Annotated in this window: 19 protein-coding genes; 5 read left to right on the forward strand and 14 right to left on the reverse strand. The window is 66.9% G+C overall.

Features of this window, described 5'->3' with window-relative positions:
• Positions 1–23 precede the first annotated feature (23 nt).
• From ACGF5C_RS32885 to ACGF5C_RS32935, 11 genes are all read right to left on the reverse strand, one after another.
• Positions 24–680: a histidine phosphatase family protein gene (locus ACGF5C_RS32885; RefSeq protein ID WP_393308002.1), complete on the reverse strand. Its 657-nt coding sequence runs from the start codon at positions 678–680 to the stop codon at positions 24–26.
• The gene (locus ACGF5C_RS32890; protein ID WP_393308004.1) at positions 677–2158 is read right to left on the reverse strand and encodes an FGGY-family carbohydrate kinase; all 1482 of its coding nucleotides are present in this window, start codon (positions 2156–2158) and stop codon (positions 677–679) included. Before ACGF5C_RS32890 ends, ACGF5C_RS32885 begins: the two co-directional genes overlap by 4 nt.
• On the reverse strand, positions 2145–3653 hold the full coding sequence (locus ACGF5C_RS32895; RefSeq protein WP_393308006.1) for an FGGY family carbohydrate kinase: 1509 nt from the start codon (positions 3651–3653) through the stop codon (positions 2145–2147). The genes ACGF5C_RS32890 and ACGF5C_RS32895 overlap by 14 nt, the downstream gene beginning before the upstream one ends.
• Positions 3654–3798: 145 nt before the next feature.
• Positions 3799–4587, reverse strand: coding sequence for an SDR family NAD(P)-dependent oxidoreductase (locus ACGF5C_RS32900; protein WP_393308008.1), 789 nt, complete (start codon positions 4585–4587; stop codon positions 3799–3801).
• A 93-nt stretch (positions 4588–4680) separates the two neighbouring features.
• Complete coding sequence (locus tag ACGF5C_RS32905; RefSeq protein WP_393308010.1) at positions 4681–5673, reverse strand: dihydrodipicolinate synthase family protein; 993 nt, start codon at positions 5671–5673, stop codon at positions 4681–4683.
• 136 nt (positions 5674–5809) lie between these two features.
• Positions 5810–6499: an amidohydrolase family protein gene (locus ACGF5C_RS32910; protein WP_393308012.1), complete on the reverse strand. Its 690-nt coding sequence runs from the start codon at positions 6497–6499 to the stop codon at positions 5810–5812.
• Positions 6500–6540: 41 nt separating this feature from the next.
• Positions 6541–7494: an amidohydrolase family protein gene (locus ACGF5C_RS32915; protein WP_393308014.1), complete on the reverse strand. Its 954-nt coding sequence runs from the start codon at positions 7492–7494 to the stop codon at positions 6541–6543.
• Positions 7495–7509: 15 nt separating this feature from the next.
• Positions 7510–8571, reverse strand: a complete 1062-nt coding sequence (locus tag ACGF5C_RS32920) for a mandelate racemase/muconate lactonizing enzyme family protein (protein ID WP_393308016.1) — start codon at positions 8569–8571, stop codon at positions 7510–7512.
• A gap of 38 nt (positions 8572–8609) precedes the next feature.
• Positions 8610–9374 carry an amidohydrolase family protein gene (locus ACGF5C_RS32925; RefSeq protein WP_393308018.1) on the reverse strand — a complete coding sequence of 255 codons (765 nt, stop codon included), beginning with the start codon at positions 9372–9374 and terminating at the stop codon, positions 8610–8612.
• Positions 9371–10105 (reverse strand): creatininase family protein, encoded by a 735-nt coding sequence (locus tag ACGF5C_RS32930; RefSeq protein WP_393308020.1) that lies wholly within the window; start codon positions 10103–10105, stop codon positions 9371–9373. The genes ACGF5C_RS32925 and ACGF5C_RS32930 overlap by 4 nt, the downstream gene beginning before the upstream one ends.
• 47 nt (positions 10106–10152) lie before the next feature.
• Entirely contained in the window at positions 10153–10977 is an 825-nt protein-coding gene (locus ACGF5C_RS32935; protein WP_393308022.1) for an IclR family transcriptional regulator, read from the reverse strand.
• A gap of 361 nt (positions 10978–11338) precedes the next feature.
• On the opposite strand from ACGF5C_RS32935, the gene ACGF5C_RS32940 reads away from it, so the two are divergent.
• The 5 genes from ACGF5C_RS32940 (at position 11339) to ACGF5C_RS32960 (ending at position 16801) form a co-directional block, all read left to right on the forward strand.
• Entirely contained in the window at positions 11339–11578 is a 240-nt protein-coding gene (locus tag ACGF5C_RS32940; RefSeq protein WP_393308024.1) for a RidA family protein, read from the forward strand.
• 295 nt (positions 11579–11873) lie between these two features.
• Complete coding sequence (locus tag ACGF5C_RS32945) at positions 11874–13169, forward strand: hypothetical protein (protein ID WP_393308026.1); 1296 nt, start codon at positions 11874–11876, stop codon at positions 13167–13169.
• Positions 13170–13540: 371 nt separating this feature from the next.
• On the forward strand, positions 13541–14905 hold the full coding sequence (locus ACGF5C_RS32950; RefSeq protein ID WP_393308028.1) for an ABC transporter substrate-binding protein: 1365 nt from the start codon (positions 13541–13543) through the stop codon (positions 14903–14905).
• Positions 14902–15936: a carbohydrate ABC transporter permease gene (locus ACGF5C_RS32955; RefSeq protein ID WP_393308030.1), complete on the forward strand. Its 1035-nt coding sequence runs from the start codon at positions 14902–14904 to the stop codon at positions 15934–15936. Before ACGF5C_RS32950 ends, ACGF5C_RS32955 begins: the two co-directional genes overlap by 4 nt.
• Entirely contained in the window at positions 15923–16801 is an 879-nt protein-coding gene (locus ACGF5C_RS32960; protein WP_393308033.1) for a carbohydrate ABC transporter permease, read from the forward strand. The genes ACGF5C_RS32955 and ACGF5C_RS32960 overlap by 14 nt, the downstream gene beginning before the upstream one ends.
• A gap of 173 nt (positions 16802–16974) precedes the next feature.
• Here the strand turns inward: ACGF5C_RS32960 and ACGF5C_RS32965 are convergent, their stop codons facing one another.
• The 3 genes from ACGF5C_RS32965 to ACGF5C_RS32975 form a co-directional block, all read right to left on the reverse strand.
• The gene (locus ACGF5C_RS32965; RefSeq protein ID WP_393308035.1) at positions 16975–17970 is read right to left on the reverse strand and encodes an acyltransferase domain-containing protein; all 996 of its coding nucleotides are present in this window, start codon (positions 17968–17970) and stop codon (positions 16975–16977) included.
• Positions 17971–18270: 300 nt separating this feature from the next.
• Positions 18271–19617, reverse strand: a complete 1347-nt coding sequence (gene hisD, locus ACGF5C_RS32970; RefSeq protein WP_393308036.1) for a histidinol dehydrogenase — start codon at positions 19615–19617, stop codon at positions 18271–18273.
• 534 nt (positions 19618–20151) lie between these two features.
• Positions 20152–20929 (reverse strand): transposase (locus ACGF5C_RS32975; RefSeq protein WP_393308038.1); only part of this gene is annotated, 778 nt, incomplete at its 5' end.

The raw sequence follows: 20929 nt of genomic DNA on the forward strand, positions 1-20929 counted from the left end.
GGCCCTTCAGGGCCGGGAGGATGTCAACATGCGACTCCAGGCAGCGAGGTCTGGCTGGTCAGGGAACCTGGTCCCGGGGTGATCTGAGCGTTGAACGTGAGCAGCGAGAATGTTTCGTGGCACAGCCTGATCTCGGAAACAGCGCAGTTGTCGACGACCGGGAACACCCGCCGGTACTCCCCCAGCCTCACTCCTAGCAGGTGACACAGCGCTAGGCGGATGACGGTCCCGTGGGCTACCACCAGGACCCGACCGTGCGGGTGGCGGCTCGTGATGTCGTAAAGGCAGTCGGTGAACCGCTGCGCCGCAACCACCGGATTTTCGCCGCCGGGAAGGTGATGGGCGACCGGATCGCTGCCGAAGGCGTCCAGCGCATCAGGGAACCGCCCGCGCATTTCCGCCCTGGTGAGTCCTTCACCGCCACCGAAGTCCAGTTCCCGCAGGCGAGGGTCTATCACCAGTGGGACGTTCGCAGCCTCCGCACATGGTTTGGCTGTGAGCTGAGCCCGGCGCAGCGTGGAGGTCCACACAACCGACAGGTGTGTGGACGCCGCCCAGCTCGCCAGCCGTCCGGCTTGCGCGTGTCCGCGTGCGGTGAGCGGGACGTCACTGACCCCGGCGTATCTGTTTTCGGCGTGCCAGATCGTCTCGCCGTGGCGCACAAGAAGGAGGTTGGTCATCGGAATGCCCTTTTACGAGCGTGTGTGGCGGTTTCCGGAGGCAACCAGCCCCGCTGCTCGAGCATCTCGACCAGGCGCAGGTATCCCGGCAGGAATCGGCCGGATGAACCGGCGCGGGGCTCGATGACCGCCCGGACGCGCACCATGTCCGCTGCGGCAGCGACCAGGTCCCGGTCCGCCCCCGCAGCGAGGATCGCCATCCCCAGCGCGGGTTGCGCATTGTCGGGTAGCACTACCGGTCGTTCGAGGATGTCGGCCCGCACCTGATTCCAGTAGTCGTTGTGGGTGGCGCCGCCGGTCAGGACGAGGTCCCCGTTGAGCGGGGCGTCGAGCAAGTCGAGGTGGTCGAAGCAGAGCCGCTCGATGTAGGCGACGCCCTGTAGCACGGCTGCGAACCGTTCGGCCTCGTCCTGAGGTTCGCCGGCGAAAAAGCCGCGGGCCTGCGGGGCTACGAATGGGAACCGTTCTCCGGTGGAGAGAAGCGGGTAGCACACTGGTGCCGCGGGTTCATATGACGCGGCGGCCTTGTTCAATGCCTCGAGTTCGTTTGATGAGTAGTCGCGGGCGATCACTCTGGCGCCGGTACTGGATGCGCCGCCGGGCAGCCAGGTTCCGTTCGGGCCTCTGTGGGAGTAGACGGTTCCGGCGGGATCGTGGATCAGCTCTCGTGTGACGCCTTTGAGTACCAGCGTGGTGCCGAGGACAGAGTTCCAGCTGCCGACCTGCAAGGCTCCGGAAGCGAGCTGCGCCGCGCAGCCGTCGGTCATGCCGGCGATGACCGGTGTGCCGGTTGGGAGACCGGTCTCGGCGGCAGCGGCGGCGCAGACGGGGCCGAGGCGGGTACCGGGTTTGACCAGTGGGGGGAGCAGGTTCTCTGGAACGCCGAGAAGGCCAAATACGGCCTCCGGCCATGCGCATGCGATGAGGTCCGCCCCCGTCTTGAGAGCGTTGCTCAAATCGGTCGCTACCTGCCGTCCCACCAGTCGTCGGTTGATCACGTCACTTTGATGGGCCAGCGTCATGCCCTGCAACGCGGGCTGGTGCTGCCGCAGTAGCCACAGCAGCTTCGGTAGGGCCCATGTGGGCTGCATCCGCTGGTAGCCCAGATTCGTCCAAATGTGAGCACCGACCTCGTTGACGCGAGAGACCTCCGTTGTCGCCCGGGCATCGTCGTACATGACGCCTGGGGTGACAGGCGCACCTGTGGATCCGAGCAGGACGAGGGTGCCGGAGGTTGCGGCGACGGCAACGCCCCTGATGGTGCGTGGCGGTATGGCGGTCAACGCCTGGCGGGTGGCGGTGGCGACCGCCGACCACCACTGCTCGGGGTCTTGCTCGTGCCGATTGCCCGTGCGTTGGCTGGTAAGCATCGAGCTGCCCTGACCGAGGGTGACCCCCCGTGCGGTGACTGCGACCGCGCGGGCGCTCTGTGTGCCGAGGTCGATTCCGATCCACACGTCGTCCTCACGCGTGGCCAACGTTTGCCTCCTGCCGGAGAGCGGCCAGCTGGGGCCAGCCCCCCGCAGCGTGCTGGCGGAGTTGGACGAATCGGCCGAACAGATCGTCGTATCTCGGGGTAAGAGCGGGGTCGGGCTCGAAGGGGTCGCGAATGTTCACGTACTGCGCCACCGCCTCCTCCGCACTGGCCATTGCGCCGGTGGCGACCCTGCCGACGACGTATGCGCCACGGGCACCGGTCTCGGTGTCGGTGCAGCGCCGGACCGGCAGGCCAACGATGTCGGCGATCAGTTGGGCCCAGTCGTCGTTGGCGGCACCTCCGCCGCAGATCCGCAACTCGGCCGGGGTGACCCCGCAGGCGGCGAGACAGTCACGTATGACGAGAGTGAGCCCTTCGACGACGGCGCGGGCAAACTCCTCACGTCCGTGTTCGAGGCAGAGCCCGAGTAGCGCGCCGCAGGCCTGCGGCGCGACGAAGGGCGCGCGTTCGCCGGCTGGTGACAGGTAAGGGAGAAACACCAGACCTGAGGCGCCGGGCCGTGCATGGTTCGCGAGCTCGATCAGCTGGTTGGGCCGGGTCAGCCCGAGCTGTTCGGTGGCCCATGTGAGCACCTGCGTGCCGGCCAGGGTCGGCATGGCCCGAAGGTGGTGTCCCGCCACGCCCAGAGAGACGGTAAGCCCGAGCGGCTCAGGGCCGAGAGTTACCCGGTCGGTCACCACTTCGGTGCACAAGGTCGTTCCGAGGATGCAGCATGCTTGACCCGGTTGTATGGCGCCGACACCGATGGCTGTTGATGCAATGTCGTACGGTGCGGCCACCACTGGCGTGCCAGCGGGAAGGCAGACCTCGGCGGCGACACCGTCGCACAACGGCGCAACCCGCCGCCCGCCATCGGCCACCGGCGGGAGAAGCCGCTCAGCCCAGGCAAGGTCGAACAATTCGAGCAGCTGAGGGTCGTAGTGGCTCCTGTTGTGAGGGTTTCCGAATGGCGCTGAGGCGTCCGACTCCTCCATGATCACAACGCCGGCGAGTTGGCCGAACAGCCAGCCACCGCAGGTGAGCAGGGCGGCCGAGGCGGCCAGTCGGCCGGGATCGTGGGCGCGCATCCAGCTGAGGATCGCGTTGGGTAGCCCGGCGAATGTCACGGACCCGTTGCGACGGTATGCCTCAGCGAGCAATCCGGCGCCGGACCATTGTTCGACTATGGACGTAGCCCGGCTGTCGTTCCAGAGCACGGCGTGGCCGGTGGGCGCGCCGGTGTGGTCGATCAGCCAAGCGCCATCGCCTTGGGCGGTGACCGCGAGAAACTCGACTCGACCGGGCAGCTGGTTAGCGACTGCACGTACCACCCCGAACACCGAGTTCCGCACCTGCATCATGTCTTGCTCAGCCCAGCCGGGTTTGGGGTGCAGGACATGTGCCGGCTGGCGCACGACGACTGTTTCCCGGCCGCCGTCGTCGTAGCCCACTGCCTTGATTACCGTGGTGCCGGCGTCGACGCAGATCGCTGCCACCGTCTCCTCCGTCAGTGGCCTGGTGCCGGTCCGGGCGCCTCGGCCAGGCGACTACCGGCGACCGAGCGGGCGCGGGCTTGTGTGGTGGTCGTGAGGTCGCGGGCCATCTCGTTACCTCCTGCTTTCGCTACGGCCGTGTTGGTGGTCAGCGAACCGAGTTGGTGCCGATGTCGACGGCGAGGGCGTGCGTCCCGGCGAGGAGGCCGCCGTCCACCAGGAGGTCGGTGCCGGTGATCCAGGAGGCACGGTCGGATGCCAGGAAGGCGACCGCATTCGCGACGTCTTCCGGGGTGCCAACGCGGCCCACCGGGTACCAGCGGCGGGCACCCTCCAGGGCGTCGGAGTGGGTTCGGAGGCGTTCCTCCCAGCCTCTGGTGGCGATGGTGCCGGGTGACACTGAGTTGATCCGTACGCCGAATGGGCCGTACTGGACCGCGAGGGCGCGAGTGAGGTTGATGAGGCCCGCTTTTGCCGCGCTGTACACATCGTGGCCGAAGTAGCGGTGGCCGTTGACGGAGGCGACGTTGACCACCACTCCCCTCTCAGCCTGCCGCATCGACGGGAGCACCGCCTGGCACATCCGGATTGCCCCGCCGAGGACGACGTCGAGGTCCGCCGACCAGGTGGGCTCGTCGATGGCTTCGAAGTGCTCGTTGGCACATAGGGCGGCGTTGTTCACCAGGACCGTAAGCGGCCCGTGGGCGTCGGTGAGGTCGGTGATCGTGCGACGTATCGCGCTAGTCGATCGGACGTCGAGTTCGACGGCTGTGGCGCCGGGCACCTGCTCGGCCCCATGGCGCGCCCGTGCCGGGTCGAGGTCACTCACCACGACTCGGAGGCCGGCGGTGGTCAGCGCGCGGGCGATAGCAACGCCGATGTCCCCGCCCGCGCCCGTGACCAGGGCGTACGGCGCGTTGGCTTCCCGCTCGTCCATGAACGCTGCCTCCTTTGCTGCGGTTGCGTGACTCGCCGCCGTTCGGCGGCGCTGGCATCGGACCTCAGGTCGCTGCGTCTCGGCTCGGCCCGCTCAACGGTCAGACAGGTCGGGCAGCAGGTCGGCGAAGTCGATCAGGAAACGGTCGATCATGTACCGCTCCTCGCGGTCCAGCTCGTGCGCCGGGCCCCGGCAGAAATCGCTGGTGATCAGCCCGCGGCGGGCCGAGATGTGCTTCTCCGCGGCGATGATGAGCTCGGTGTCAAGCATCCAGTACGAGATGTACGGCAGCAGTCGGCGATGCAATTCCTCTCCGCCTGCTTCGTCGCCCTCGCTGAACCGGCGCCAGATCTCGACGTAGATTTCGGTGAACGAGCAGCCGGGCTGGGTACCGACCGCTCCCCGACGGATGGCGTCGGGTAATTGCACCCCGGCGTACCCCTCGATGGACGCTAGCGGGGGGTCGAGCGCGGCCAGCTCGGCGATCAGGCGCCCGGGTGGGCTGGATTCCACCTTGACCAGTCGGAGGTTGGGGTGCTGCGCCGCGATCGCGGCGACGCTCGCGCTGTCCAGGCTGGTGCCCGTCTCGTTCGGTGCGTACTGGAGGACCACGGGGGTCGGGTCCACGGCGTCGAGGACCGCCCGGACGTGGTCGACCAGGGCCTGGCGGGACGGCGACAGGAAGTGTGGGGGCAGGAGGTTGATGAGGTCAGCGCCGGCGGCGATGGCCTCGCGGGCCCGGGCCACCGCCAACTGGGTGGCATGGTCCTGCACCGCGATGATGGCCGCGACGTCGGGCCGAGGTCCGGTTTCGGCGAGCAGTACGGCGGTCAGCGTCTGCCGTTCGTCCTCGGTGAGTTTGTAGAACTCCGAGGCGAACCCAGGAAACATCATGCTGGTGACCCCGGTGGCGAGCACGTAGCGCACGACCCGCCGGAAGCCGTCGGGGTCGATGTCACCAGATGCGGTGAAGGGCACCTCCAGGACCGGCGACACCCCGCGCACCAACGCCGCGGGTTCGTTCGACGCGGACGTGTCGGTGGGTAGCGAGACATCCCGGGAGACTGTCGCTGGCGTAACACTCATTGCCCGCCCACCATCCTTGATGCCAGTCGCCGGGCCTGCCGCAGCCCAGGCCGATCCTTCGAGATCCTGGAATTATTTCTCTATTGGCAGATAGATTATGGCCTTTATCGATCTGGAACAACCCCCGTGGCGAATGTCAACCGAGTAACCGCTGGATGGTCCCGCCGAGCACGTCGCGGCGGGCAGGCTCGTCGATCGGCCAGTCCAGCACCCGACGCAGCTCCGACCGGGGCACGGTGTAGGGCGCGTCGGTGGAAAACACCAGCCGGGACGTTCCGATCTCGGGGTCCCGGCCAAGTTCGCTGAGCACCGTGTCCCACGGGGCGTAGCAGGTGTCGCCGTACAGGTTGGGGGCGTGCCGCAACGCCGGGGCGGCATCGATCCAGAAGTCCGTCGCCCCACTGCGGCCCATCATGAAGGGGACGTCCGGGTACCGCAGGGCCAGTGTCGCCAGCGGCAGTGGCAACGCGTTCGGTGGTGTGCCAGTGCGTACGTAGACCAGCCAGCCGTTGTCCGCTGCGAACTCCAGCAGCGGGTCCACCAAGCCGTCCAGGAGGTCGAAGCCCTGGAGCACGCTGTCCACATGCAGTGCTCGCGCGCCGGCGTCCCGGGCCCACACCAACTCCTCCACCGCCTCGTCGCCCCGCCACGGATTCGCCACCGCGTACGGCACCAGCCGGCCCGCCGACTGCGCAGCGGCGGTCGTCACCAGCTCGTTCCCAGCTCGGTTGTGGTAGGCCACGCATCGTTCGTCGGGGGCCACCAGCGCTCGGTCGATCCTGAGCTCGTCCATGCTCGACAGCAGCTCGGCCACGTCCAGGGACACCTCGCGTCCTCGACCCAGCCGCACGTGCGCGTCAATAATCATCATCGCCCGCCCCGGTCCGCCACTGCCGGTTCCGCAGTCAGGCCGTCGGCGGTTTCATCGCCGCCTGTCGGCGCGAGGGCAGGCGGACGGGGCAGGCCGAGCGCGCCCAATGCGTCGGCGTGGATGATCTGCTCGATCAACTCCTCCGGCACCTCGGGCAGTGCGGTGCCGGTGAGTATCCGGTTCACTCCACGCAGCCCGGCGATAGCCTCGGCGGTGTTGGCGATCGGGAAGTCCGATCCGAGCAACAGCTTGTGCGTGCAGCCCCACTCGACCGCCGCCAGCAGCGATTCGTAGCAGACCCAGGGCCGAAGATAGATCGACGACACATCGGCGTAGACGTGCGGGTGTTTGCGGACCGTCACCACCGTCTCCCTACCCCACGGGTGACCCATGTGGGCCATGACGATGCGCAGCTCCGGGAAGCGCAACGCGACCTCGTCTGTGACCAGCGGGTAGGTGTATCGCAGCGGTGCGGCCCGGATGGGCGAGGCGCCCTGATGAAACAGGATCGGCAGGCCGAGCCGCTCGCAGTACTCGTAGAACGCCAGGGCCGGCTCGGACAATGGGTCGAAGTTCTGGTAGTTCGGGCCAAGTTTGACCCCGACCAGCCCCAGCTCGCGACAGCGCTCCGCCTCCTCGAAGACGCCCGGGGCCAGTGGGTTGACCGACATGAAACCGATCCTGCGAGAGGGGTCGGCCGCCACGAACTCCGCCGTTGCGTCGTTGGTCCGCTCTGGCGGATACGGAATGCCGGTGGCCGTCAGCGGATCCGGTACCGCGATGTTGAACACGATCGACACGTCCGCCGCGGCCATTGCCTCGTCGTAGTCCGCCCAGGAGTTGGTGGTGACCACTGGCCGGTCGGTCCGCCACCCGGTGAACACCTGGCGCTGCTCCGGCGGCACCGCGTCGCGATGGGTAGGGGTGTGCGCGTGCACGTCAACGATCACGGTTTCACCAGACTCTCATCGAAAGGCATCGACCAGATCGGGGCGGGGAACGACCCCGAGCCCCGGCTCGGGCCCGAGACGGACCGTCGTACCGTCGCTGTCCAAGGGGCGCGCCAGAATGTCCTCGGCGTAGTAGTGGGCGCCAATGATGTCCGACGGGAAGTCGGACAGCGAGGGCAACGCGCAGGCGATGTGCAACTGTGCCGCCGCGCCGATGCCGAACTCGCCGTTCGAGCCGATCAGCACCCCGACGCCGAAGGCCGCCGCGAGCTGACCCATGGCAACCGCCCGGCCTGGTCCGCCGCCCTTGCCGATATAGAGGCTCACGCAATCGGCGGCTTCGGCGCGGACCAACGCGACCAAATCCGACAGGCCGAAGACCGCCTCATCGGCCACCACCGGTAGCCCGAGGTCACGCAGCACGCGGAGGCCGGCCAGGTCGGTCGGCGCAACCGGCTGCTCGACGAAACGGACGCCGTAGTCGGTGATCTCACGTACCGCCCGGACGGCCTCACCTCGGGACCAGCCACCATTGGCGTCCACGCCGAGGAAGGCGTCCGGGCCGGCCAGTTCCCGGGCCCGGGCGACCCGGGCCACGTCCGCGTCCACGCCCAGGCCCACCTTGACCTTGAAGGCCCGGAAACCCAGATCGCGAGCCGTGCGGTGTGCCTGGTCCAGATCGGCGCCGTCGCCGGAGAGCGAAAGTTTGATCGGTACCCGGTCGCGGTAGGCGCCACCGAGGGCAACCGCCAGCGGCACGTCGAGGGTGCGCGCGTAGGCGTCCCACAGAGCGGTGGAGATTCCCGCCTTGGTGAACGGGTTACCGGCGAGCAGCCGGTCCATCAGTGTTTCCAGGGCGCCGACCGGCATCAGCGGCCGGCCGACGAGCGCCGGCGCCAGGACGCTGCGGACGAAGTGGTTCGCACTGGCGCCGTCCTCACCGCTCCACAGTGGCGTCGCGCTCACCTCGCCGTAGCCCACCACGTCGTCGCTTGTGACGACCCGGACGAGCAGGAAGTCCGACCGGTCGTGGGTTCCCCGCGCGCCCCGCACCACCAGTCCGGGGTGCACCGGCACGCTGATCGGCAGTGTGTGTACGGCTGCGATCGTCGGGGTCATCCGGTAGTCCATGCGAGCAGGCGGCGGGGGTTGTCCACGAGCATCGCCCGACGCTGGTCGTCGGTGATGCCCCATCCGTCGATCTCAGCTATCCGGGCCGTCGCATAGTGCTGGCTCTTCCGGTCGGACAGGCCGGCGTCGGTGCCGAAGAGCACCCTGCCGGCCGGGGCGTCGGCCAGGATCCGCCGGGCGGCGTACGGCGGGGTGCCGCAAATACACAGGTAGAGGTTGGCCGTCTCGCGGGTCAGTGCGAGCGCCTCCCGCCAGCAGTCGTGCAGGCCGCCGTGCCCGAGCACCACCGGCAGCCTGGGATGTCGGCGGGCCAGCGCGGCGATCTGCGCGGGCGTCGAGTACGGCGGGGTGCCGTCGTGGCTGAGCAGGATGCCGTGTTGCGCGGTCAGCGCCTCGCACACCGGGTCCAGCGAGTGCTCATGCAGGCTGAAGCCCTGCAACCAGGGGTGCAGTTTGAGGCCGCGGAGGCCGAGGAGGCTCATCATCCGGTCGACCTCGGCCGCGGCGTCCGGTCTGCGGGGATGCACAGTGCCGAATCCGATGAGCCGGTCGGGGCATTGACCGACGAACGCGGCAAGTTCGTCGTTGGCCTGCGGCCGGGCGTCGAACAGACCGTCGTGGCTGAGTACCACGGCTCGCTCGATGTCGGCGGTGTCCATGAACGTGATGAAGTCGTTGACGCTGAACCGTGCACCACCCAACCAGGTGGCCGTGCGCCAGGCCGGCGTGTGGGTATGGAAGTCGATCACGGCGCCCTCGCAACTTCGACAATCCGGTCCGCCAGCAGTGCCACCAACCGCTCCAACCGGCGCTTCCCCTCAGTGGCATCGGCCGCCTCGGGCCGGTCGGTGTATCCGTCGATCGCCTGCCAGACGGCGGCGCTGTGCAGATCGACGCCGGGCACGGCGGGTGGTTGCGGTGGTGAGTTCCGCCTGACCCGCTCCCGTACCAGATCCGGGCGGAGCGCCAAGACCAAGGAAGTCTCGAACTCGCCGGCATGCCCGGGCACCGGCACATCGGGTTCCGGCTCCACCATGCGCCAGTAGTCGACGTGTCCGACCGTGAGGCCGTAGCGGGTGCTGGCCGCCGCCGCGGCGGCGTGGCAGACGCCAACGTTGCCGCCATGACCGTTGACCAGGATCAACCGACGTCCGCCTTGGACGGCGATCGACCGGGCCAGGTCCAACAGGACGGCCGCGAGCGTCTCCGGGGCGAGGGACAGTGTGCCGCCGAAGGGAAGATGATGGTCGGACGCGCCAATCGGGATGGCCGGCGCGACAATCAGGGGCCGTTCGCAGCGATCTGCTGCCTGCCGGGCGGCGGCCGCGCACACCGTGTCGGCGATGAGGGCGTCAGTACCGGTGGGCAGGTGCGGGCCGTGCTGCTCGGTCGCTCCCACCGGGATCAGGATGATCGCTTCGGGCAACTGATCGGCCAGCGTCTGTCGGTCGGCCTCGGCCCAGCACACGGCGGACGCCATGGGCGCCACCCTTCAATATCCGGGAAAAAGCTTCCGTAGTCCGGATACTAGGAGACGACCTTCGCCGGTGGCAATGCCGTGGACAGACAACCAAGCCGACGGGACACGTCCGCCGCGACCCGGACCACCCCCGCCGCCGCCTTCCGTCGCTTCTTAGCCAGATCGCGGGCGAAGCCGGTGACCCCCACGGATCCGGCGACCCGCCCGTCGGCGTCGAAGAAGGGAGCCGCGACGCAGGCCACCTCGGCCTGCTCCTCCTGGTCCTCCACCGCGTAGCCGCGAGCCCGGACGTCCTCGAGCAGCTTGCTGAACGCCTCCGGGCTGCTGTCCCCTGCCGATGGTCCCCGTCCGGGGACGAGCCGCGGAAGCAACGCCTCGATCTCGCCCTCGGGCAGGAATGCGGCGATGGCCCGGCCGAGGGCTGTCAGGTTGAACGGGGAGACCTTGCCAGGATAGGTGTCGAACTGGATGAAGCCGGCGGTGGCCGCTTTGGCGACATACACCACGCTTGCTCCGTCGAGGACGCCGATGTGAACTGGCATGTTCAGCTCATCGGCCAGCGCCCGCAGCTCCCGCTGCGCCATCGATGAGAGGTCGACCTTGCGGACGAGCTGGCTTGCCAGGCCATACAGACGCAGCGTGGGGCGCCAAAAGTGGCTACGGCCGACCACCCGGCGGGCCGCATACCCACGGCGTTCCAAGGTGTAGACGATGCTGGCGCAGGTTGCCAGTGGTATCCGGGTCGACTTGGCCAGCGCCGTGAGGGTCAGTTCCTCATCGGCCGCGACCAGTCGCTCGAGAACCGTCAGCGCCCGGTCCACCGCCGGAGACGGCGCACGGTCCGCACGGCCGGCCAGTTCAGGCATCGACATACCGGGCTCCTCCATGTCTGCCGGACTGCCCCGGCCGTGACCACGACGTGTCCTAACGAGCGTACGGTCCGGGGCTTCCGCTCAACCATCCGGTATGCCATGTTGTTTTTCCTATTGCGGAAGGGATACGGAAGAAGGGATATCGATGACCGCCGAGGAACGTCTTGTCGACGCGCACACCAGTGGACCGCCTACCCCGGGAGCGCCCGGATATCACCGCTCACCGGCCGGCTCGGGAGCCTGCTGGTCACCTCCGGTCAGACCGCCGTCGGCACGGATGGCGTGTTGATCGCCGGCGGTCGGGTGGCACAGAGGTCGACCTGCCGCTAGCCCGACGGCGCACCTGGCAGTGCACCCCAACGTGCTCGAGGCTGTCCGGGCCGATGTCGGTGGCCTGGAGCGGATCGCCTCCGCGGTTCGCCTGACCGTCTACGTTGCTGGCGCGCCCGACTTCACCGACCAGCACCTCGTGGCGGACGCGGCCGCCCAGTGCCTGCTGCACGTCCTCGGTCCGGAGGTGGGACGGCAGTCCCGGGCGGCGATCGGGGTGGCCGCGCTCCCGGCCGGCTGCCGGTGGAGGTGGGGGCCACCTTCGAGCTGACCTGACGAGGTCCAGGCCGTTGCCCGTTGCGAGGGTGGACGCCTGGCCGTACCGTATCTACAGCCTTGGGTTTCTATATTCAAAATGCCGAGCATATCGAGTGCCGCGCCCCGGGCGGAGCGACGGCCGGCGGGAGGGGTAGGCGATGCTCACGTCGAGCCCGAATGCCCGGTCCCGCCCGTGGGTGCCACACGGGGGTGTCCGGGCCGTCTTGGTCGGTGGAAACACTGTCGGAGCGGCCGTCCGGGAGTCGCGGCCCCGCAACGACGGCTACCGGCACATCGACACTCCCGCGTTGATCGCGCACCTGCGGGAACTCGGCGTCACGACCTACCTGTTCGGAGTCTGGGACAGCCCGACCGACTGGGATGACCTGTGCGGTGAGTTTCTGCCCGCGGCGGCGGAGGCGGGCATCGACGTCTGGCCGTATCTGGTCCCGCCCTCGGAGACGGACGAGAACGGCCGCGCCTCCCGGCCGTACCTGACCGACTACGTGGCCTGGTCGCGAGCTGTCGCTGAAGCGTCCGTCCGGTATCCGAATCTGACGGCGTGGGCGATCGACGACTTTGAGTTCGAGGTGAACGCCCGCCTGTTCACCCGTGACTACATGGCCCGAATCCGCGAGACGCATCAGGAGATCAACCCGAACCTGGGGTTCTTCACCTGCGTCTACTACCGAGTCGCACTCGACGACGCATTCCTGGACAAGTACGCCCCGTTCATCGACGGCGTGATCTACCCGTTCCTCGACGGCCCGAACAACAACACCCAGGCGGCAGGCTCTCTGCGCCGGTCCCTGGCCGGGATTCAGGCCAAGACCCGCCCTCGGGATCTGGATCTGGTGCTGCTGGTCTACGCCGGCCGGTTCCTGGCCGCGCCACTCGGCCCCACCGAGTCGTACGTGCGCGAGGCCGTGGAGACGGGCCTGCGCTGCGTGGCCGAAGGCACGATTGAGGGCGTCATCGCGTACGGCACCCAACTGGACGACGCACCCACCATCTCGTCGGAGAACAAGGCGATGTACGGCGTCGGCCGGCTCAGTCTCGCCCTGCCGTCCGAAATTCCGGTGCCCGCCGGTACGTGGGCTCAGGCCAGCCAGCTGATCCACCCGGACCCAGCGGCGGCCCGCTACGAGCTGTCGTTCTGGCACTTCGACGAGTTCGCGGCGACAAGCCCCGCAGCAGGTCGGGTGAGCAAGGAGATTCTCGTCGACGACGTCGTAGTGTGGAGCTGCGACATCCATCACGAGCCGTGGCCGTTGTGGATCCAGGGGCACAGTCTCCAGGGACCGATCGACCTGACGTCTCAACTTTCCGGCAAGGCGACCGCAACCCTCACCCTGCGCCTGCGGACCATGCAGGGCGTTACGGATGCCCGGATCGACGTCGGGTTCGACCACCTGGAGTCGGTGGGCTTCACCTTGACGAACCCTGGCTTCGAGGAACCGACGGGATGGGAGCTGACCGACGGCGGCGGTCCAGCCGTGGCCACAATCGACATCTTCGTCCCAGACCGGCCCCGCCGGGTCCGGCAGACCGTAGCTGAATGCTTCACGAGAGTCGCGAACCCGGCGGCCACGCCGGATGGCTGAACCGTCAGCCGGTGAACCCCGGACAGGCCTTCGACGAGTCTTGGTCGTCGCCGGTACGGGGCGACCGGACTGAGTATCACCGCCGGCGTACGGGCCAGGTCGCCGACGCCCGTCGTGGCCAATCCCTGACAGCCCAGCAGCGCCTGGGCTCGCCAGCGAGGGAGCGGAGTCGATCACGATGATGTCGATCCCCGAGTAGACGGTCGCCTGGCGAGCGAGTACCAAATCGGGATCGGCCTCGGTGGCCATCGGTGCAGTGTCTTGACCAGGAGCAGGCGAAAGTGCTGCTTGCGCGCCGATGTGATCACCATTACTCTTGCAAATATCGATTCCATCTTCGGCATGCTGAAGGCCGATGATCGGAGGTCCCGATGGCGACACATGTGAACCAGCCCGGCGGCCTGCCTCGCCGGGGTTTCCTGCAGATGGCGGGCCTCGCCGGTTTGGGTTCCACTTTGGCCGCCTGCGGGCTCGGGGAACAAGACAAGGGCTCCGGTGGCAACAAACTCAGCTTCTGGCTCACCCCCAACGCCTCACCGGAGGCCATGAAATCGTTCACCGCCCAGATTGCTTCCGGTTTCCAGCAGGTCTCAAAGGGATCCACCGTCTCGAGCCTGGTCATCCCTTGGGAGAACGCGCTGACGAAGTACACCGCTGCCTTCTCGAGCGGCAATCCGCCTGATGTCACCTACCAGATCATTCCGTGGATGAACAAGTGGCGCTCAACCGGAGTGCTCGCCGACTTCAAGCAGCTGGCGAGCAAGGAAGAGCTCGCCGCGTTCACCGACGGACAGCCTGAGTCCTACCTCAAGGCCGCCACGGGCGACAACGGAGAACTGTTCGCTGTCCCCGTCACCCAGGGGTTCCAGCCCCTCACCATGAACCTCGCCATATGGGAGAAAGCGGGCCAACCCCCGCTGCCGACCACCCTCGAGGCCATGATCCCGTTCGCGGAGGCGATGACCTTCGACAAGAAGGGTCGCAACCTCAAAGACCCTGGATTCGACAAACACAACGTCGAGCACTACGGCATGTCCTGGCCCGCGCTCCCCACCTACGAAGACAACTGGCTGTGGCAGTACTTCTGGGCGTACGGGACCGACTACATCAACGAGTCCAGAGACAACATCGGCTTCGACAACCCCGACGGCCGCGAAGCACTTCAAGTCATGAAGCGGCTCGTGACATCCGGCGCCACCGCCCCGCCGAGCCTGTTCGCCGACGCAGCCCGGTGGGACACCGCCACGGTGTCCGGCAAGACTGGCATGCAGTGGATGACCCCACTTACTGAAGCCATGTGCAAGCAGTTCCCGCAGGCAAGGTTGAAGGTCATCGACCTTCCCTCCGGGCCAGCAGGCAAGGCAATCGTCGCCGGCTGCGGCTACTACGCAATGGCGGCCAAGAGCAAGAACCCCGAACTGACGTACCAGTTCGCCAAGTACCTGCTGGACCCCAAGCAAGCCGACGCCTACATCCGAATGATCCTGGGCCTGCCCACGCGCCCCGTCCAGGGCAACTACTACGCCGATCCTCTCGCCGACCCGCGGATGAACACCTTCCTCAACGAGGCCGCCACCTACGGCAAGCACGCCCGCGCGACACTCGTCCTGCCGTACCAGCCACAGGAGTACCTGCTCGGCAAGATCAACGACTACCTGTTCGGCCGGCAGTCGCTCGATGCGATGATCTCCGAGGCCTCCAAAGGAATTCAACAGATGGCAAAGTCGGCCAAGTGAATCAGGCGTCACCGCAACCCGACCACGTCAGCCTCGCCGTGCACACCACGAACGCAGACGGCGACGTGCACCTCGAGCACCAGGTGAGCCGGACCCGGCCATTCGGCCCCGCACCCGCCAGCTTGCGCATGTCTTCCCGGAAGGAAGGCTCGCGCAGGTGGGTGGATCTCACATCAGCAGCGCCTTTCCTCCTCGCGAAGGCCGCGCTCTTTGGCGCTTTCATGCTGTTTCCCTTTGTCTATACCGTCTACCTGACGTTCCAGCACGGCTCACTGCTCAGCGGCCTCCGATTCGCCGGCCTCGACAACTACCGTGCGGTGGCCGACGACCTACTGTTTCGGCAGACGCTCTGGAACACGTTTCTCTTCATGGTGGTGCTGATCCCACTGACCCTGGTCGTCACGATCGCGATCGGACTGCTGCTGTCCAGCACCATTCGTGGCATGTCGGTGTACCGCTCGCTGATCTACATGCCATCGCTGCTGTCGATCGTCGTGGCCGGACTCATCTGGAAGATGCTGATCGACAGCGAGACCGGGCCCCTGGAGCGACTCACCTCGGGCGTGCTACATCTGCAGATTCCATGGTTGACCGAGGGCGACACTGCCATCGTCTTCCTCTCAATCGTCACGTTGTGGACTTCGGCAGGTTTCTACTCGCTGATCTTCATGTCTGCGTTCAACAACGTCCCCGAAGATCTCCTCGATGCCGCCAGGATCGACGGGGCCAGCGGGTGGCAGATCCTGACCCGCATCAAGCTGCCGCTAATCAAGCCTGTCATGCAGGTCGTCCTTGTCCTGGTGACTATCAATGCCGTGCAGGTGTTCGACCTGGTCTACGTCATGACCCAGGGCGGTCCGGGAACGGCCACGTACACCGCGATGTGGTACATCTACCAGAACGCCTTCAACGGAGGCAGCGTGCCGTACGCAGCGACAATGAGCATGGTCCTACTGCTGGTGACCGCGATTATCGCCGCGCTCTTCATCGGCCGCGGGCGCGGTGAAGGGCCCGATCATGGCCGTGCATGAACTGACCGGCGACGCTTCCAGACCGGCCCCGGCACGCCCAGGCACAGGTCGTCTGAGCCGACGTCTGCGGGTCGCCTCGGTTCACGCCGCTGCGATCATCGCCTCCGTCGTCTTCGCCGGCCCCGTCCTTCTGGTCGTGCTTGCATCGCTGCATGACTCCGTCTACGCCGACTACTCCGTGACCGTCAGCGAATGGACCCTGGCGAACTACCGACGTATTTTCTCGAATGAGGTATTCGTCCGCTGGATACTTAACAGTGTCTGGGTCGCCGCGGCGGTGACTGGACTAACGGTGGCGGCCGACATGCTGGCCGCGTACGCCTTCGCCAAGATCCGATTTGCCGGTCGGGACATCTCCTTCAAAGTCATGCTGGCGACGATGATGCTGCCATTCTCGGCAACGCTGGTGCCGGTGTACCTGCTGGCGTCAGATTTCGGGATGATCGACCGCTACTCCGGACTCATCATCCCGGCTGCGGCCGGCCCATTCGGTGTCTACCTCCTGCGGCAGTTCGTGGCCGGCATCCCGGACTCGCTGATGGAGGCAGCCCGCATCGACGGGGCCAACCACTGGTGGATCTTCCGGCAGGTCGTGCTACCGCTGTGCAAGCAACCGATGGCGGTGCTGGCCATCTTTACGTTTGTGGCTAACTGGAACTCGTTCCTCTGGCCGCTGCTGATGGCGCAGTCCGAGCACATGATGACCCTGCCCGTTGGCATCGCCACGACGAACACCCAGTTCACCCAGAACATCTCGCTGATCACCGCTGGAGCAGTGATCAGCATCCTCCCGATGGCCGTGCTGTTCACCGTGTTTCAACGCCAGTTTGTCGGGGGTGTCCTGGCCGGCGCCGTCAAGTCCTGATCCGCTATATCGCCGGCCTGTGGAACGGCACGCGTGTGCGTCGTGGCCGTCTGACTGGGCCCCGGTTGGTGGTCCACCAGATCCGGTGGATCACTTCACGGTGGACTCAGGCACGTCCACTCGTCCCGACGAAAAGGTGCCCGCGCCCCCAACCCGATCGCGCTTATGGCTCCTCACCACACGAACCATCCTGTTCGGAACGTCCATGTCCGTCCGACTCGAATGTGATGGACTACGGCTCGCTGCAGAGTGGTGACACACGGAAGGCCGTCCAGATCAGACATCGGACGCTTGAATATGAACTCCACCATCGTGACGTTGTCGTTGCCCCCACTCGCCGGAATGAGGTGGAAGCGGCGTTGGAACCTCAGGATGTTCGAATCCGGCGACAGGTACTCCTGCAACTGTTCGTCGAGCAGCCAACTGACACAGGTGGCAAAGCGGTAGTCTTCGTCGGGAAAGTGTCGGGCGAAGAAGCCGCGGGCGGTGCGCAACGCGTCTTCGACCATGTTGGGCGAGAGTGTCCCCGCAGGAACGTGCAGGCCCAGGGCGTAACCGCCGCGCCGGGGCACCGAAGCGCCTGCTTGGGGTTCCGCGTCGAACCAGATTCGTTGCCGCTCGAAGTGCAGACCGCCAAGCGAGTAGACCGCGCCGCGGAAATGGAAGGTAAGCCAATCCTGCGTATGGAGGCCCCCCTCGCCGCATATGGCACGGTGGTTGGCCATTTGCACGCCCAAGTTGGACAAGATCCGCCACGACAGGTCTTCTTGAATGCCCCGTTGAAGGTGATATCTGCGCACATCTGCCACGGTCGAGACGAACGCCCAAACGTATAGGTATCGGCCCACCGGCCCGAGTTCCCGCGGAAGTACCGGCCATGGAGTCAGCGGCCCGCACGTTCCCATCCGCTCGACCAGCAAGTTGTGGCAGCGGTCGAGCAGCCACCATAGAGCGGGATGCTCGTTCAGGGATGGAGGCGCCGCGATGATCTCGCTGCGATCGAGCCCGGCCACGCCTAGCCGAGCGAGGAGATCGTCCGTTTCAGCGGGCGTCGGCAGGCAGACGGGTGCGCCGGTCTGAACTTCAGCTAGTCGCTCAAGCGCCGCTCGCGCTTGGGGCGCAAGCCGCAAGGCGTTGAGAAGGTGGTCGACCGTATGAACAGGGTTCACGGTGCACCTCCAAGTCTCCCTGGCCGCGTCTCGGGCCGGCGTTCGTGACACGGACGTCGACAAGGCGATGCTTCCAGGTGGCGCTGAGTACCGCGTCGAAGGAAGGAACGTCGCAGAGGTCGGGCAGACATGGCTGAGTGCCGCGCCGGAGTGCGAGTCGGGCTGCCGTCGAGGGATCGCGGCTCGACCCCACCACTCGCGCACCGAGCGCTTTGGGGCCGTCTGCGATCGCTCGGCCGAGGCCGCCGGCAGCGTCGGTTACGAGGACCGTGCGCTCGGCCAGGGTGAAGTCCGGCGCTGTCATGTCAGCCGGGGCTGCATCGCGGCCGGCCGGTTGTCGGCTGCAGTCTCGTCGTGGTCCCTCCACCCCAGTGGAGCGCCGCTGTGTTTCGCCACTCGGACGTCGCCCGACCGCGCGTGCCCCTCGAACAACTCGACGCGCGCAGCGCGGCCGCACACCTCACCCAACCGCGCGCTGGCGGAGCTGTCGGTGACCTCCTGGTGGGTCACAGTCTTGAGGAACTTACCGACCCACAGCCCGCCCGTGTACCGCGCCGCACCACGTGTGGGCAGCACGTGATTGGTCCCGATCACCTTGTCACCGTAGGAGACACACGTACCCTCGCCGAGAAAAAGCGCACCGTAGTTTCGGAGCTGTTCGAGGGCGCGGCGTGGCTCGCGGGTCAGCACCTGAACGTGTTCGCTGGCGTAGGAGTCGGCCAGCGCAAAGGCATCGTCGATGTTGCCGACCACGTGCACCTGTCCATGGTCACGCCAGGCCGGCTCGGCCATGTCACGCGTCGGCATGCCCGGCAGAACCTGTCCGATGTGCTCGATCACCTGGCGGCCCAGCGGCTCTGACGTGGTGATCAGAATCGCCGGAGAGTCGGGGCCGTGCTCGGCCTGACTGAGCAGGTCGACCGCGACGACGAATGGGTCGGCGTGTTCATCAGCGATGATGAGGATCTCGGTTGGGCCGGCGAACAAGTCGATGCCCACTTCGCCAAAGAGCTGCCGTTTGGCCTCTGCGACGTAGGCATTGCCTGGTCCAGTAAGCAGGTCTACTCGGCCGATCGTCTCCGTTCCCAAAGCCAGCGCCGCTATGGCCTGCACACCACCGAGCACACGGATCTCGTCGGCGCCGGCCAGCGACATCGCCGCGATAGTCGCCGGCGGGACCTCGCCACGCATCGGCGGGGTGCATGCGGCGACCCGTGGCACGCCGGCGACCTTGGCCGTCACGACCGTCATGTGGGCGGACGCGGTTAGCGGGTAACGGCCGCCTGGGACGTAGGCGCCGGATGCCGCGACGGGAATGTGGCGCTGACCCAAGCGAACGCCGGGCAGCGTCTCAACCTCGAATTCGCGCATCGAGTCACGCTGGGCCTGCGCGAAGTTACGTACCTGCTGCTGGACGAACCGCATGTCCTCCAGCACCTGCTCTGGGACGTGAGAAACAATCCGCTCGATCTCGTCCCGGGACAAGAGGAAGCTGTTGGGGCTCCAGGAGTCGAACTTATTGGAGTACTCGCGCACGGCGTCGTCTCCCCGCGCGCGGATGTCGGCGATGATCTGGGCGACCGTATCGTGAACAGCCGCTGACCGCCTCATGTCCGCACCACGTGCGGATTTGAGTACTTGTGTCATGAGTGCTCGCCCTCCTTCAGCCCATCTGCAGCGGCTGCTTCTCTCGGCCATCAGCCCCGAGGTCTGGCCGCCGACCATGGCCCCGCGCAGGCCTAGGCGGCTGCAGCGGCCTGCCTCCGGCTCGGCGCCCCCGGGAGGGGACAGCATCATGCGGGCCGGCAGGGCCGTGAGGACTGCGGCCTAAACGACCCATTGCCGATCCTTCCGGATACCGAAGATATCAACGAAATCCCATGGGAAAGATTCTTGCAGCCTCGATACGGAGAATCAAGACGCTGGCCCAGGCTGGCTGCCCGAGGGCGAAGAGCGCGGACCCGGACTGGGCGAGCTGCACATCGGCACCCGGGTGGGCCAGATAGTCGCTTCGCACATCGGCCGGGATCTGGAACTCCAGCGCGTCGATACCGGCGCCGATCCGACACGATCATGCCGATGACGTGCCGGCTTCCTGAACGTACCGCCATGCGGTGCTCATGCCGATCTTGAACCCGGCGGCCAGTCGGGTGTAGGTGTCACCGAAGCCCCTATGTGGTGTCAAGTCGCGGGCGTGAGCGCCGCGTGGATGATTCGGAACAGTTGACGGGCGGCGTAGCGCTTGAGACATCGGATGATCTCGCGTTTGGTGCGGCCTTCGGCGGTCCGTTTGGCGACGTAGTCCTTGGTTCGTTGTTCCACTCGAAGCCGGGTCAGGATGATCCGGAAGAGGGCGGCGTTCGCCTCCCGGTTGCCGCCACGGTTCAGCCGTCGTCGGCTGGTCTTGCCCGAGGACATCTCGATCGGGCTGACGCCACAGAGTGCCGCGAAGGCGGCTTCGCTGCCGAGCCGGTGCGGGTTGTCGCCAGCGGCGACGAGAAGGACGGCGGCGCTGTCCGGGCCGACGCCGTACTGATCGAGCAGCATCGGCGCGCAGGCCTTGATCAAAGCGGTGATCCGGGCGAGGATCTCGGCTATCTCCGCGGCCAGGTGCTGAATCCGACGCGCGAGGGTACGCAGGGTATACACGACGGCGTTGTCATCGCCCGCGGTCTGGTCGTCCAGTTCAGCGCAGTGCTCGATCAGCGCCTTTGCCGATAGCCCGGTCAGCGACTGGCGCACGGCGGGCTCGGCAGTGACCAGCAGGGACTTCAGCTGGTTTGTGGCCTGCACCCGAGCCTTGACCGCCGAGTCCTTGGCGACCTTGTAGATGCGGATCTGCTCGACCGGTCCGTTGCCGGCCTTGGCCCTGGCGGTCGCTCGAAGGCTGATCACTGCGCGGGCAGCGGCTTCGGCGTCGATTACGTCGCTCTTGCCACGACGGCGCCGCTGGGCCCGA

The sequence above is a fragment of the Micromonospora sp. NPDC047620 genome (assembly GCF_043205005.1).
Lineage (GTDB): Bacteria > Actinomycetota > Actinomycetes > Mycobacteriales > Micromonosporaceae > Micromonospora.

Bases quoted from the DNA above. Each gene is read 5' to 3' on its own strand.
- ACGF5C_RS32900 (WP_393308008.1), bottom strand. From the start codon at position 4,587: ATGGACGAGCGGGAAGCCAACGCGCCGTACGCCCTGGTCACGGGCGCG.
- ACGF5C_RS32950 (WP_393308028.1), top strand. From the start codon at position 13,541: ATGGCGACACATGTGAACCAGCCCGGCGGCCTGCCTCGCCGGGGTTTC.
- hisD (WP_393308036.1), bottom strand. From the start codon at position 19,617: ATGACACAAGTACTCAAATCCGCACGTGGTGCGGACATGAGGCGGTCA.
- ACGF5C_RS32930 (WP_393308020.1), bottom strand. From the start codon at position 10,105: ATGGCGTCCGCCGTGTGCTGGGCCGAGGCCGACCGACAGACGCTGGCC.
- ACGF5C_RS32935 (WP_393308022.1), bottom strand. From the start codon at position 10,977: ATGTCGATGCCTGAACTGGCCGGCCGTGCGGACCGTGCGCCGTCTCCG.
- ACGF5C_RS32905 (WP_393308010.1), bottom strand. From the start codon at position 5,673: ATGAGTGTTACGCCAGCGACAGTCTCCCGGGATGTCTCGCTACCCACC.
- ACGF5C_RS32885 (WP_393308002.1), bottom strand. From the start codon at position 680: ATGACCAACCTCCTTCTTGTGCGCCACGGCGAGACGATCTGGCACGCC.
- ACGF5C_RS32960 (WP_393308033.1), top strand. From the start codon at position 15,923: ATGGCCGTGCATGAACTGACCGGCGACGCTTCCAGACCGGCCCCGGCA.